Source organism: Buttiauxella sp. B2, assembly GCF_006376615.1.
Classification (GTDB): Bacteria; Pseudomonadota; Gammaproteobacteria; order Enterobacterales; family Enterobacteriaceae; genus Buttiauxella.
In genome coordinates, this window is sequence record NZ_VEXQ01000017.1 from 64,397 (window position 1) to 77,510 (window position 13,114).

13 protein-coding genes are annotated in these 13,114 nt (G+C 51.2%); 2 read left to right on the top strand and 11 right to left on the bottom strand.

Annotated features, from left to right (window positions below; all coding sequences use genetic code 11):
• Window positions 1-27: 27 nt before the first annotated feature.
• The 8 genes from cvpA to pdxB form a co-directional block, all read right to left on the bottom strand.
• Complete coding sequence (gene cvpA, locus FH968_RS17360; RefSeq protein ID WP_034458856.1) at window positions 28-516, bottom strand: colicin V production protein; 489 nt, start codon at window positions 514-516, stop codon at window positions 28-30.
• 189 nt (window positions 517-705) lie between these two features.
• Window positions 706-1,425, bottom strand: a complete 720-nt coding sequence (gene dedD / locus FH968_RS17365; RefSeq protein WP_139881858.1) for a cell division protein DedD — start codon at window positions 1,423-1,425, stop codon at window positions 706-708.
• The gene (gene folC, locus FH968_RS17370; RefSeq protein ID WP_139881860.1) at window positions 1,415-2,683 is read right to left on the bottom strand and encodes a bifunctional tetrahydrofolate synthase/dihydrofolate synthase; all 1,269 of its coding nucleotides are present in this window, start codon (window positions 2,681-2,683) and stop codon (window positions 1,415-1,417) included. The genes dedD and folC overlap by 11 nt, the downstream gene beginning before the upstream one ends.
• A gap of 65 nt (window positions 2,684-2,748) precedes the next feature.
• The gene (accD, locus tag FH968_RS17375; RefSeq protein ID WP_189389181.1) at window positions 2,749-3,669 is read right to left on the bottom strand and encodes an acetyl-CoA carboxylase, carboxyltransferase subunit beta; all 921 of its coding nucleotides are present in this window, start codon (window positions 3,667-3,669) and stop codon (window positions 2,749-2,751) included.
• A 138-nt stretch (window positions 3,670-3,807) separates the two neighbouring features.
• Window positions 3,808-4,467, bottom strand: coding sequence for a DedA family protein (locus tag FH968_RS17380; RefSeq protein ID WP_139881865.1), 660 nt, complete (start codon window positions 4,465-4,467; stop codon window positions 3,808-3,810).
• 25 nt (window positions 4,468-4,492) lie between these two features.
• A complete protein-coding gene (gene truA, locus FH968_RS17385) occupies window positions 4,493-5,326 on the bottom strand; it encodes a tRNA pseudouridine(38-40) synthase TruA (RefSeq protein WP_139881867.1) in 834 nt (277 codons plus the stop codon).
• Window positions 5,326-6,339, bottom strand: coding sequence for an aspartate-semialdehyde dehydrogenase (locus FH968_RS17390; RefSeq protein WP_139881869.1), 1,014 nt, complete (start codon window positions 6,337-6,339; stop codon window positions 5,326-5,328). The genes truA and FH968_RS17390 overlap by 1 nt, the downstream gene beginning before the upstream one ends.
• 74 nt (window positions 6,340-6,413) lie before the next feature.
• Window positions 6,414-7,550: a 4-phosphoerythronate dehydrogenase PdxB gene (gene pdxB, locus FH968_RS17395; protein WP_139881920.1), complete on the bottom strand. Its 1,137-nt coding sequence runs from the start codon at window positions 7,548-7,550 to the stop codon at window positions 6,414-6,416.
• Between the two features lie 103 nt (window positions 7,551-7,653).
• Here pdxB and flk point away from each other — a divergent pair, with 103 nt between their 5' ends.
• Entirely contained in the window at window positions 7,654-8,658 is a 1,005-nt protein-coding gene (gene flk, locus FH968_RS17400; protein ID WP_139881922.1) for a flagella biosynthesis regulator Flk, read from the top strand.
• A 118-nt stretch (window positions 8,659-8,776) separates the two neighbouring features.
• Here the strand turns inward: flk and fabB are convergent, their stop codons facing one another.
• Window positions 8,777-9,997, bottom strand: coding sequence for a beta-ketoacyl-ACP synthase I (fabB, locus tag FH968_RS17405; protein WP_139881871.1), 1,221 nt, complete (start codon window positions 9,995-9,997; stop codon window positions 8,777-8,779).
• 160 nt (window positions 9,998-10,157) lie between these two features.
• On the opposite strand from fabB, the gene mnmC reads away from it, so the two are divergent.
• Window positions 10,158-12,158 carry a bifunctional tRNA (5-methylaminomethyl-2-thiouridine)(34)-methyltransferase MnmD/FAD-dependent 5-carboxymethylaminomethyl-2-thiouridine(34) oxidoreductase MnmC gene (mnmC, locus tag FH968_RS17410; protein WP_189389184.1) on the top strand — a complete coding sequence of 667 codons (2,001 nt, stop codon included), beginning with the start codon at window positions 10,158-10,160 and terminating at the stop codon, window positions 12,156-12,158.
• Between the two features lie 90 nt (window positions 12,159-12,248).
• Here the strand turns inward: mnmC and FH968_RS17415 are convergent, their stop codons facing one another.
• Complete coding sequence (locus FH968_RS17415) at window positions 12,249-12,527, bottom strand: YfcL family protein (protein ID WP_139881875.1); 279 nt, start codon at window positions 12,525-12,527, stop codon at window positions 12,249-12,251.
• Window positions 12,528-12,554: 27 nt separating this feature from the next.
• Complete coding sequence (locus tag FH968_RS17420; RefSeq protein ID WP_139881924.1) at window positions 12,555-13,109, bottom strand: elongation factor P hydroxylase; 555 nt, start codon at window positions 13,107-13,109, stop codon at window positions 12,555-12,557.
• Window positions 13,110-13,114 lie beyond the last annotated feature (5 nt).

A 13,114-nucleotide genomic window follows, 5' to 3' on the forward strand; every position in this document is an offset into this window, starting at 1 on the left:
TTTCCTCATTAAGCCATAACCCCCGCGCTATGGCCGGGGCAAGAAACTTGACGAGCTTTGCAGATAGTCAAAGAACCATCTGATGATGAAACTGAATTGCGGGATAAGCTGCGACTTTTGCCAGTCGTCACTCTTAGAAAAACCAGTAAACGTATCAAGAAAGAACAGAATGGCGGCGACGATCAGCGCTCCACGTAAAGCACCGAAACAAATCCCCAACACCCTGTCTGTACCCGACAGGCCGGTTTTCTCAACCAGCGCGCTAATCACATAATTGACTATCGCCCCGACAATGAGTGTCGCGATAAATAATATCGCGATAGCTATTCCATTACGTACCAGTTCGTCTTCAAAGCCTGTGAACCAGACTGACAGGTAAGTGTAGTAATGACTGGCGACAAAGAAAGCACAGCCCCAGGTTACCAGCGATAACGCTTCACGCACAAACCCACGAATAACACTAATCAGAGCCGAAAAGCCGATGACCGCAATAATGGCGTAATCTATCCAGACCATGAACAAATCTCACGACAAATCGCCCTGACGTCCAGTTCGGGGCGCATTCTAACAGAAAAAGAAAACGTTTGCGTAGGGATTTCCCTCCCTCGCGAAAATAAATAATGGCGTTGAAAAAATGCTCAACGCCATTAAAAATTTGCCCTTTGCTTGCCGATTTACACGACAAAACGCAGCGGTGTATACCCGCTATCGCGCCGTATAATTCATCACTACGCCGTTCAGCCCAGAAAGCGAATTCAGTTCGCTAAGCGAAGACTTAAGCTTGTCTTTAGATGCATCCGGCCCTACCAGAATACGGGTGATTTTCCCCTGCACTGGTGTTGACGGTGACGTGTAAACACGGAACCCTGCACCGCGCAGTTTACCAACTATTTCATTTACTTTGTCGGCATTTTTCAACGCACCGAGTTGCACAACATAAGCTTGCCCGGTCGGTGCTTTCTCTGCGGTTTCTTGCTTAGCGGGTTCAGGCGGTTCTTCGTTCATCATTGCCAGGCGTTCTGCAGTTTGAGCAACCTCAGCTTTACTCTGCGGTTTTTCGGCCGGCTTAGGCTTTGGTTTTTCAACCACTGGCTTCGCCTTCGGTTGTTCGCGCGCAACAGGAACTTCATCAATACCTGCACCGCTTTCTCCCGGTAGCGATGCTATATCCAGCCCAGGTGCTGCCGCAGTACCCGCCCTCACTTCTTCAGCAGCCCCTTCCGGTGGCTGCGAAGGCAAAGCTTGAGTCGCAGCAGGCAACATATCCGGCTCATCGGTATCACCCGGTTTTGGAACCAAAGGAATGGCTGCAAACTCATCCTGATAATGCTTTTTCTGACCATCAAGAAGCCCTGGCAGGATAATGACCCCCAGCGCGACCAGAATGATGGTTCCGACTAATCGATTTTGAAACTTACTCGCCACCTGCTTTCTCCGCGTCCAGCGCTTCCATTACGTGGGCTACTGTATGAAATGAACCACACACCAGCACGGTATCATTCACTGTTGCTGCTTTCATTGCAGCATACCAGGCTTGCGCCACATTGCCGTAGATTTCACCCTGGCCCAGATGTTCAATCAGTTGTTCAGCAGTTGCACCGCGCGACCCTTCAAGAGGAGCACAATACCAGCTATCAACCTGATGCGACAAACATGCCAGCGTACCAGCGATGTCTTTGTCATGCAGCATACCGATTACCGCCAGCACTCGCCCGCGTTTTGGTAGCTCAGAGAGTCGCCCGGCAAGATAAGCCGCAGCATGGGGATTATGCGCCACATCGAGTATAACCAACGGTTCCTGTGAGATAACCTGAAAACGCCCCGGTAAAGTCGCCTCTTTAATCCCTTGAAGAATAGCGTCACTGCTGACATCTAGCTTGCTTGCGCGTAAAGCGGCAAGTGCGGTTGCTGCGTTCGGCTGTGGCACCAACGGTAACGGTAACCCGTTCAGTTCGCCCTGAGCGTCTTTAAAGCGCCAGCTTGTCTCACCGACCTGATAAGACCAGTCGACATCACGACATAGCAGTTGGGCCCCTTTTTCAGCCGCAACCTCAGCGATAGTCAGCGGCATATCTGGCTCACCAACAACCGCTGGTTTACCACCACGGAACACACCTGCTTTTTCGCGCCCGATACTCTCACGGTCTGGACCTAACCAGTCAGTGTGATCAAGCGCGATGCTGGTAACGACAGCCACATCGGCATCGACAATATTCGTCGCGTCCAGTCGCCCACCCAGCCCCACTTCAAGGATGACTACATCCACCGCAAGTTGTTTAAACAACAGCAATGCCGACAACGTGCTGTATTCAAAATAGGTCAGCGATATCTCGCCACGCGCGGCTTCAATCTGAGCAAACGCAGCCGTATGGTACGCCTCGTCCAGCTCTTCGTTTTGCACGCGCACACGCTCGGTGTAACGCACCAGATGCGGTGAACTGTAAACACCCACGCTGTAACCCGCTGCCATCAACACCATTTCCAGTGTGCGACAAGTTGTGCCTTTGCCGTTTGTTCCCGCGACAGTAAACACTGTCGGTGCAGGTTTGAGCACATCAAGCGTGGCGGCAACTTTTTTCACCCGATCAAGGCCAAGCTCGATGGTTTTAGAGTGGAGGTTTTCCAGATAACAAAGCCACGTGGCCAGGGGCGACGTGGCTTGGGGAATTTGAGTTTTTTCCATGATGCCCGCTCTATCTACGGTTCAAGAAAAAGGGCAGAACCTGTTCGGCCTGCCCTTGTTAACTATCAGGCCTCTTGACCTTCTTCCGGTGCTGCCGGAACCACAATCGGTTCACGCGGCGCTTCCGGATTCGGTGCTGGCTGATTTGTCAGTTTTGCCAGAACGCTTGCCAGTTTCAGGCGCATTTCTGGGCGGCGAACGATCATGTCGATCGCCCCTTTTTCGATCAAGAACTCACTGCGCTGGAATCCCGGCGGCAGTTTTTCACGAACGGTTTGTTCGATAACACGTGGGCCTGCAAAACCGATCAGGGCTTTTGGCTCAGCAATGTTCAGATCGCCAAGCATTGCGAAGCTTGCTGAAACGCCACCCATAGTTGGGTCAGTCAGAACCGAAATATACGGTAGACCACGCTCCTGCATTTTTGCCAGCGCAGCACTGGTTTTCGCCATTTGCATCAGCGACATCAGCGCTTCTTGCATACGTGCGCCACCAGAAGCGGAGAAACAGATCATCGGACAGCTATCTTCCAAAGCCTGCTCTACGGCGCGAACAAAACGTGCGCCAACAACAGAACCCATAGAGCCGCCCATAAAAGCAAACTCAAATGCAACAGCCACAACTGGCATGTTATAGAGCGTACCTTTCATTACCACCAGCGCGTCTTTCTCACCGGTTTCTTTCTGGGCTGTTGCCAGACGATCTTTGTATTTTTTAGAGTCTTTAAACTTGAGAAGATCTTTTGGCTCAAGCTCACTACCCAACTCAAACATTGAGCCTTCATCTAACAGGCTATGCAAACGATCACGTGCGGACATGCGCATGTGGTGATCGCATTTTGGGCAGACTTCGAGATTGCGTTCCAGTTCGGCGCGGTACAAAACCTGGCCACAGCTGTCGCACTTCGTCCACACCCCTTCAGGGATACTCGCCTTACGGGTAGGGGTAATATTGCTCTTATTGAGAATTCGTTCAATCCAGCTCATTGATGACCTTTCTGCTTGAACCTGGTCGATGCCAGTTTTTCTGTGGCGGTGTGACCTGCCCCAGACCATAAATGGTGCTCATTAAAACATAACGGCCCGCGACTTTGGATAAAAAAGTGGTCGAACCGCGCGATGGAGTTACTTTTGCAGGCGTTTGGCTGCACGTTTGTGGCGGATAATCTCAACCACACCAGGCAATACCGACAGCACGATAATCGCCACAATCAGTAATTTCAGGTTTTCCTGCACGATAGGTAAATCGCCGAACAGGTAACCTGCGTAGGTAAACAACAACACCCACAGCAGCGCACCGGCAACGTTGTACATCGCAAAATGGCGATAAGACATGTGCCCCATCCCTGCGACAAACGGTGCGAAGGTTCGCACAATCGGTACGAAGCGCGCGAGGATAATCGTTTTTCCGCCATGACGCTCGTAAAAAGCGTGTGTTTTATCAAGATAACTGCGACGGAAGATTTTTGAATTCGGGTTACTGAACAGCTTTTCGCCGAATAACCGCCCAATAGTGTAGTTTACTGCATCACCAACAATGGCAGCAATGACCATCAAAATCACCATGGTGTGGACGTTCAGATCGTTGGTCGGCAGTGCCGCCAGCGCGCCTGCAACAAACAATAATGAATCACCCGGCAGGAACGGTGTAACCACCAGACCTGTTTCGCAAAACAAAATCAAAAACAGAATGGCATAAACCCAGACACCATACTGCGCGACCAACTCCGCCAAATGCACATCAATGTGCAAAATAAAATCAATAATAAAACGGATAAATTCCATAGTGTTCTACCTGTCTCGGCTGGCGTCAGTCTGCCAAAAAAAGTGGCCCCAATGGGGGTTTCGGTAACGCAAAATGTTCCGGGTAATCAACAGACACTAAGTACAAGCCTTCTGCTTTACCGGTCGCGGCGGCAAGCTTGCGGTTTTTCGCCGCCAACAATTCTGCCATCCAGTTTTCTGTCTGATTACCACAGCCTATCTCCATCAGACTGCCAACAATATTACGCACCATGTGATGCACAAATGCGTTAGCTTTGATATCCACCACCACATAGGCACCGTAGCGCGTGACGTTGATGTGCATCAGGTTACGCCATGGCGTGCGCGACTGGCATTGCACTGCGCGGAACGAGGTAAAATCATTCTCGCCCAGCAGGCATTGCGCAGCACGATGCATGCGATCGGCATCCAATGGGTGATAAAAATGTGTCACCCCTTGAGACATTACCGCAGGACGCAGGCGCTGGTTATAAATGACATAACGGTAGCGTCGCGCCGTCGCACTAAAGCGGGCGTGGAAATCATCTGGCACATTTTTAACCCAACGCACCGCAATGTCGCCAGGTAAATTCGCATTTACACCTAATGTCCACGCAGCATCTTTGCGCTGCACACGTGTTTCAAAATGCACAACCTGGCCTGTAGCATGAACGCCTGCGTCGGTACGTCCAGCGCAGAATACGATGATCGGCTCGTCGGCCACCTTAGAGAGCGCCTTTTCAAGCTTTTCCTGCACGCTGCGCACTTCATTCTGGCGTTGCCAGCCATAATATTTGCTGCCGTCGTATTCAATGCCGAGTGCAATCTTGTGGAGCGGGCTTGTATTGTGTATTGAGATATCAGGCAACTCGTCGGACATTAGTACATATACTCCTGCACTAATTTTTCAGCGGTTTTCACAGCCATCAGCGCGCCACCAAAACGGACATTATCTGCAACCGACCAGAATTGAATCTGCTCTGGCATACCGTAATCGTTACGGATACAACCAATGGAAAGATGTGCGCTGCCGGAAGCGTCGGAAACCTGAGTCGGGTATTCACCTTCTTCAGACAGCTCGATATCTTCAAATTGACCAAATGCATCACGTGCTTCTTCAGCAGCCAACGGGCGCATGGCTTCAAAGCTAACCATTTGTGCATGGCCGTAAAACACCGGAGCCTGAACCAGGCTTGCAGAAATCATTACACCTTCATCCTGCAACACTTTGCGCACTTCGTTCACCAGCCGACGTTCAGCCGGAATGCTGCCTTCAGCATCTGGTACTAACGGCAGCATGTTAAAGGCCAGTTGGCGACCGAACAGATCGGTTTCTTCGATTGGCAAACCATTAAGCAAGCGAGCACTCTGCCCAGCCAGTGCGTCTACCGCGCTTTTCCCACGGCCAGAAGCTGCCAATAAATTGGTGACCTGGATACGCGACAAACCGCCTTGTTCGATAAGAGGTTTCAGCGCAGTTAGCAACTGGCTGGTCAGGCTGTCGGCAACGGCAACCAGGTTGCGATTGCGGTATTCGCCCAGCACAAAAGGGTTCACGTCAGGCACGACCAACGGCACATCGTGTTCCATCGCAAACAGGCCACTGGAATCAATAACCAGACAACCTGCGTTGGTCGCTTCTTCCGCGAAGCGTGCAGACGCTTCCGGGCCCGCCACGAAGAACGCGAGCTGAACCTGAGTCCAGTCAAATGATTCAGCATCCTGAACCATCACGGTTTTGCCTTCATAACGGATATTTTCGCCGGCGCTGTCACTGCGAGCCAATGCATACAATTCACCAACCGGGAACTGGCGTTCGGCAAGCAGTTCAATCACAGCTGCGCCTACGGCACCCGTGGCACCTAAAACGGCAATATTCCAGCCTTCAGACATGTTGGTTTACTCCAGACTTAAAATAGCACTATCTCCCAGGCTGTATGCCGGGGAGACGAGAAGGATTGTTTGTTTTAACGCACTGCGTGATAGGTGGCGCCAAAGCCTAATTTTTGTAACATGGCTGCCGCAGCTCCATCATCACACTGGATATACAGCGATGACCATTCACGACGTTCCTGATAATTTTTGCGTAACTTGTCAAACTCACCAGGAATACCCGCCACTTTACGCAGCGGTGAATCATCGCGGCGCACATCATACACCAGATGAACCAGTCTTTTGAGTGTCGCCTGATCCAAGGGACCATGTAGCGTAATGCGGCCAAACTCTGGCGCAGGAAGCAATGTATCTAACGAAACTTGCTGGCGCTTGCCAATAAACTCGCTAAAAGCTTCAAAGACTTGCGTGGTACCGCGTGCTTTACCTTCCAGCGTATAGCCCGCGATATGAGCTGTGCCGATATCGACTTTATCCAGCAACGCGACATTAAGCTCTGGTTCTGGCTCCCAGACATCCAGCACGACACTAAGATCCTGGCCGTTTTCCAGGCATTTCAGCAATGCGGTATTATCGACGACCGGGCCACGGCAGGCGTTAATCAGAATCGTACCTGGCCTGAGGCTTGAAATGAGCTTTTCATCGGCAAGGTGCAAAGATTTATACGGGCCATCTTTAAAGAGCGGCGTATGGAAAGTCAGCACATCCGCTTCGCGAACAACTTGCTCCAGTGAAACGAAATCACCTCCGTCACCGCGATCGGCTCGAGGAGGGTCGCACAGTAATGTACGAACGCCGAAAGCTTCCAGACGCGCCTGTAAACGAGAACCGACGTTGCCCACACCGACGATACCTACGGTGCGGTCAGTGAGCTGGAAACCGTCACGTTCGGCTAACATTAATAGAGAGGAAAAGACGTACTCAACAACCGCAATGGCGTTACAACCAGGGGCTGCTGAAAAAGCGATGCCCGCTCGTTCAAGGTAGTGCTCGTCAACGTGGTCAGTACCCGCCGTTGCCGTGCCCACAAATTTGATGCCTTTGCCGTCAAGCAAATCAGCGTTCACTTTGGTGACCGAGCGCACCATTAATGCTTCAGCATCAGCCAGTTCGGATACCGGAATTGGGCGCCCAGGAACGGCGGTCACATCGCCAAGGCGACTAAACAATTCACGTGCATAGGGCATATTTTCGTCAACGAGGATTTTCACGTTAGCTACCTGTTCGGTTAATCGTCGAGAATAAGCCTGATAGTGTGCCATAATCTGGCGTCCTGGCATACTTGAGCCGGGGATCGACAAAGGATTTATGACTATGCAACCCATTCAGGGGACGGCTGCACGTCCTCCGGGGGAACCGCCCTCCACAACGTCCGCGGCAAGTGAATTTCCGCTTTCCACTCAGCAACGTACCGTACTGGAACGTTTGATAACGCGTATTGTTGCGCTTAGTCAGCAACAAAGTGCTGAAGTGTGGGCGGGGCTAAAACATGACCTCGGGCTAAAAGGTGAAACACCTTTATTGTCGCGTCACTTCCCTGCGGCTGAACAAAATCTTAATCAGCGTCTTAGCAATGCCCAAACGACGCATGCTACGCGCCAGGTTGTGCAGCAGCTTAGTGAGCTTTTGCCGCAGGGCAATAATCGCCAGGCCGTTAGCGATTATATTCGCCAGGAGTTTGGTCAGACAGCACTGAGCCAACTCACGCCGCAGCAATTAAAAAGCGTGCTCACGTTATTACAAAATAACCAGTTGGCGATTCCGCAGCCGCAGCAACGCCCGGCAACCGATCGCCCTCTGTTACCCGCTGAACATAATTCATTAAACAAACAGGTAGCAAAACTCACTGCCGCTACTGGCGAGTCCAGCAAGTTAATCTGGCAATCAATGCTTGAGCTTTCGGGCGTGAAAACAGGTGAGTTGATTCCGGCAAAACACTTCACGTTGCTGACCACCTGGCTACAAGCACGCCAAACGCTGAGCCAACAGAACACACCAACACTACATACCATTCAGGCTGCGCTAAAACAGCCACTGGAACCCGCTGAGTGGAAAGAGATGACAGATTATTCGCAGCAGCGTTTTCAGGCCACACCGCAGACACTACTCACCACCGCGCAGGTGCAGGATATTTTGAACCAGGTGTTTTTAAAGCGTGCAGAACGTCTGCCCTCAACACTTGAAGTACAAAATATTCAGCCAATCGCCAGCCCTATTTGGGCACCATTTATCGAACCGCTGAAGATAGTTAGCGCGCGTCCGGGAATGGCACTTATAGCGCTGATTGTGGTGATGATTTTGTTGTGGGTGGTGTTATAGCAAGTTGCCACCTCGAACAGGGTGGCAACTGAATACCTATGGCAATCCCAACCATGGTGTTGCTATAAAAAAAAACGGGGTGCACAAGGCACCCCGTTCATATCATCGCTGCTAGCAATTAAGCGGTAACTTTACGCATCACCAAAGTGGCGTTAGTCCCACCGAAACCGAAGCTGTTAGACATAACAGTATTCAGTTCGCGCTCGACAGTTTCAGTCACGATGTTCAGGCCTTCAGCCTGCTCATCCAGCTGTTCAATGTTAATGCTTGGCGCGATAAAACCATGCTCCAGCATCAGCAGAGAGTAGATAGCTTCCTGAACGCCTGCGGCACCCAGAGAGTGACCCGTCATTGCTTTGGTTGCTGACATTGCTGGTGAGTTATTGCCGAATACTTCCTTGATAGCGCCCAGTTCTTTCACATCGCCAACCGGCGTTGAAGTCCCGTGGGTATTCAAATAATCAATCGGAGTATCAACACCATGCATTGCCATCTTCATGCAACGCACGGCACCTTCACCTGATGGGGCAACCATGTCTGCGCCATCGGACGTCGCGCCGTAGCCAACGATTTCAGCGTAGATGTGTGCGCCACGAGCCAGAGCGTGCTCCAGTTCTTCAACCACAACCATACCGCCGCCGCCTGCGATAACGAAACCATCACGGTTTGCATCATAAGTACGGGACGCTTTAGAAGGGTCTTCGTTGTACTTGGTAGACAGTGCGCCCATTGCATCGAACTCACAGGCCATTTCCCAGCACAGCTCTTCGCCGCCACCTGCAAAAACGATATCCTGCTTGCCCAGTTGAATCTGCTCAACAGCGTTACCGATACAGTGCGCAGAAGTCGCACATGCGGAGCTGATGGAGTAGTTCACACCGTGAATTTTGAACGGAGTAGCGAGACAGGCGGAAACACCAGAGCCCATCGCTTTCGTTACTACGTAAGGACCAACCGCTTTCAGGCCACGTGGGCTACGCATTGCGTCAGCACCAAACACCTGGAAACGTGGGGAGCCGCCGCCGGAACCGGCAATCAGGCCAACACGCGGGTTGCTCTGATACTGTTCATTGCTAAGACCTGCGTCCTGAATAGCCTGTTCCATTGACAGGTAAGCATAGATGGATGCATCGCTCATGAAACGCACAATTTTGCGATCGATGAGACCGGTGGTGTCCAGCTTGACGTTACCCCATACGTGGCTACGCATGCCAGAGTCTTTCAACTCTTGAGAGAAGGTGATCCCTGAGCGTCCTTCACGCAGAGATGCCAGGACTTCCTGCTGGTTATTACCTATGCTGGAAACAATGCCCAGGCCAGTAATCACTGCACGTTTCATTCAATACCTCTTCCACTGCACTATTTGGTAGGATTTCGAATGGCACAATAGCGTACAGTTGTACGCTGAACAAGTCCGATCAGCCAAATTGGTCTGAAATTTGCGCCGCTTCGTACACATCGTTACTATCGTTTCACTGCCTGCCAGACGAGTAACTTACGTGAAACATACCCCAATACAATCTGCCAACTTAGGCTTTAACGAAGAGGGTACACCTGTATCCCGAGAGTTCGACGATGTGTACTTCTCTAATGATAATGGACTGGAGGAAACTCGTTATGTCTTTCTCGGAGGAAATCGTCTGTTAGAGCGCTTCGCCACCCACGATCGTTCGCTCTTTATCGTCGGTGAAAGCGGATTTGGCACCGGACTTAACTTCCTGACTTTATGGCAGGCTTTTGATAATTTTTGCACAAAACACCCACTTGCCACACTCCAGCGGCTGCATTTTATCAGTTTTGAAAAATTCCCACTGACTGCTTCAGATTTACACGCCGCACATGCTCACTGGCCAGAACTGGCAGCTTTTGCATTGCAATTACAGCAACAATGGCCGCTTCCTATTGCGGGTTGCCACCGCCTTTTGCTGGCAGATGGGCGCGTCACTCTCGATCTTTGGTTCGGGGATATTAACGAACTGATTCCGCAATTAGATGACACCTTAAATAATCATGTCGATGCCTGGTTCCTTGATGGTTTCGCACCCTCAAAAAATCCAGATATGTGGACGCAGCAACTGTTTAACGCGATGGCAAAACTGGCACGTGCAGGCGGCACTCTGTCGACGTTTACCTCCGCCGGGTTTGTGCGCCGTGGGCTAATTGATGCAGGTTTCACCATGACCAAAAGCAAAGGCTTTGGTCGCAAGCGGGAAATGCTGACAGGTGTGATGGAACGTGCGGTGGAAACCCCACATCGCACACCGTGGTACGCACGCCTTGCAGCGCAAGAACCGGAAGTCGCAATCATAGGTGGCGGTGTTGCTAGCGCCCTGCTCTCACTCGCTTTGCTGCGCCGTGGTTGGCAAGTAACGTTATATTGCGAGGACAAGGCCCCAGCACATGGCGCTTCCGGTAATCGCCAGGGTGCGCTTTATCCGTTGCTCAATACTCACGATGCAGCACTGACGAACTTTTTCAGCGCAGCATTTACCTTTGCTCGTCGCTTGTACGATTCATTATCCGTCGAGTTTGACCATGACTGGTGTGGCGTCACACAACTTGGTTGGGATGAAAAGAGCCAACATAAAATCGAGCAAATGCTGAGTCTGGAATTCCCCACGTTACTTGCTCATGCCGTTGATGCAAAAACTGCGGCAAGACTTTGCGGCGTAGAAACAGGGCATGGTGGTGCAACCTACCCGCTCGGTGGCTGGCTGTGTCCAGCACAACTGACCGCAGGCGCGTTAGCTTTGGCAGAAGATATGGGGCTAAAAACGCATTATGGTTATTGCGTTGAGTCGCTAACTCAAACCGAGGATATGTGGCAATTGTCATTTGCAGAACACGCCTCGCAACAACATGCGGTTGTAGTGTTAGCCAACGGCCACAAAATCAGTAAATTCTCGCAAACCCAAAAATTGCCGTTTTCTGCAGTTGGCGGCCAGGTCAGCCATATCCCTACAACTCCGACGCTTTCCGCATTACGCCAGGTGCTGTGTTACGACGGCTATCTGACGCCGCAGAATCCAAAAAATCAGCAGCATTGTATCGGTGCAAGTTACCATCGAGGCGTTGAGGATATGCGCTTTAACGATGAAGATCAGCAGTATAATCGCCAGCGCTTGCTTAACTGCCTACCGAAAGTGCAATGGCCGCACGAAGTCGATACAACTGCTGGTGACGCCCGATGTGGAGTGCGCTGTGCGACACGAGACCATATGCCAATTATTGGGAACGTCCCTCGTTACGATGCCACACTTGAAGCTTATGCGACGCTAGTAGAAAGCCACGATAACGCCGAAACTGCACCGGTTTATCCGAATCTGTTTATTCTGGCGGCGTTAGGCTCAAGAGGTTTGTGCAGCGCACCACTGGCAGCAGAGATTCTTGCAGCGCAGATGAGCGACGAGCCCATTCCAATGGATGCTGACACGCTCGCAGCACTGAATCCGAATCGATTCTGGGTGAGAAAATTGCTGAAAGGGAAAGAAGTTAAGTAATCATGTCGGATGTCGCTTACGCTAGTCCGACCTACGGCTTTTAGCTTTTGTCGGTGGATAAACATAAGCGATATCCACCACAACAGCAGGTTAGTTAAACTTCGCCTGCTGGTACAAGTTGTCCCACATTTCCAGCACTAAAGACTGGTCTCGCGGTGAAAGCTCACCGGCCTGAATCGCTTTTTCCAGGCTGCCTGATACAGCACCATGTAGTGCTTCTGGAGTGTGGTCTTCGCCGTGTTCCAGATCCGCCACTGCAAGTGTCAGGTGGCCGCGCAGATAACCGCTGGCAAACAGCTCGTCATCACTGGCAGTTTCAACCATCCCATCAATTAGCGCCAGAATGCGTGTTTCAAATTCCGCGATCATCGTACTTCCTCTTCTTTTTGCAGGTAATTAGTTTAAATCTTCCGGCCACGGAAAATGCTCCGCAGCCAGCGACGGGGTTTTGTAGTATTCCCGTAGCGCTTCAATCAGTTTTGCCGTACGCGGCGGAATACCTTCTTGCAGGTAAACCATCACCTGAGCATGCACGCGGCGTTGGAAGGCGATTCTGTCTGGGTCAACATTCCCGCTCAGGTTGTCGCAGCTGACATTGAACGGGAAGTTCGCAGCCACACACAGTAACCACTCCTGTGCCTGCGGCTTGACTTCCACATCTTCGAATTTACTTTGTGTTTCGGCATCGCGCCCGTCCGGGCAATACCAATAACCGAAATCTACCAGTTCACGGCGAGCTTTACCCGCAATAAGCCAGTGGGAAATCTCATGCATTCCGCTGGCGTAATATCCATGGGCAAACACCACGCGGTGGTAAAGAGTTTCCTCATCTGCTGGAAGATAGATCGGTTCGTCGTCGCCTTTAATCAGACGTGTATTAAAATCGTCTTTAAAGCAGTTATCGAAAATGTCGATAAGTTCCTGATAATGGTGGTCTGTCGTTGTTGTCATCATTG

Coding starts and splice junctions, on each gene's coding strand:
- cvpA (WP_034458856.1), bottom strand. CDS start 516: ATGGTCTGGATAGATTACGCCATTATTGCGGTCATCGGCTTTTCGGCT.
- folC (WP_139881860.1), bottom strand. CDS start 2,683: ATGGAAAAAACTCAAATTCCCCAAGCCACGTCGCCCCTGGCCACGTGG.
- accD (WP_189389181.1), bottom strand. CDS start 3,669: ATGAGCTGGATTGAACGAATTCTCAATAAGAGCAATATTACCCCTACC.
- FH968_RS17380 (WP_139881865.1), bottom strand. CDS start 4,467: ATGGAATTTATCCGTTTTATTATTGATTTTATTTTGCACATTGATGTG.
- truA (WP_139881867.1), bottom strand. CDS start 5,326: ATGTCCGACGAGTTGCCTGATATCTCAATACACAATACAAGCCCGCTC.
- FH968_RS17390 (WP_139881869.1), bottom strand. CDS start 6,339: ATGTCTGAAGGCTGGAATATTGCCGTTTTAGGTGCCACGGGTGCCGTA.
- flk (WP_139881922.1), top strand. CDS start 7,654: ATGCAACCCATTCAGGGGACGGCTGCACGTCCTCCGGGGGAACCGCCC.
- fabB (WP_139881871.1), bottom strand. CDS start 9,997: ATGAAACGTGCAGTGATTACTGGCCTGGGCATTGTTTCCAGCATAGGT.
- FH968_RS17415 (WP_139881875.1), bottom strand. CDS start 12,527: ATGATCGCGGAATTTGAAACACGCATTCTGGCGCTAATTGATGGGATG.
- FH968_RS17420 (WP_139881924.1), bottom strand. CDS start 13,109: ATGACAACAACGACAGACCACCATTATCAGGAACTTATCGACATTTTC.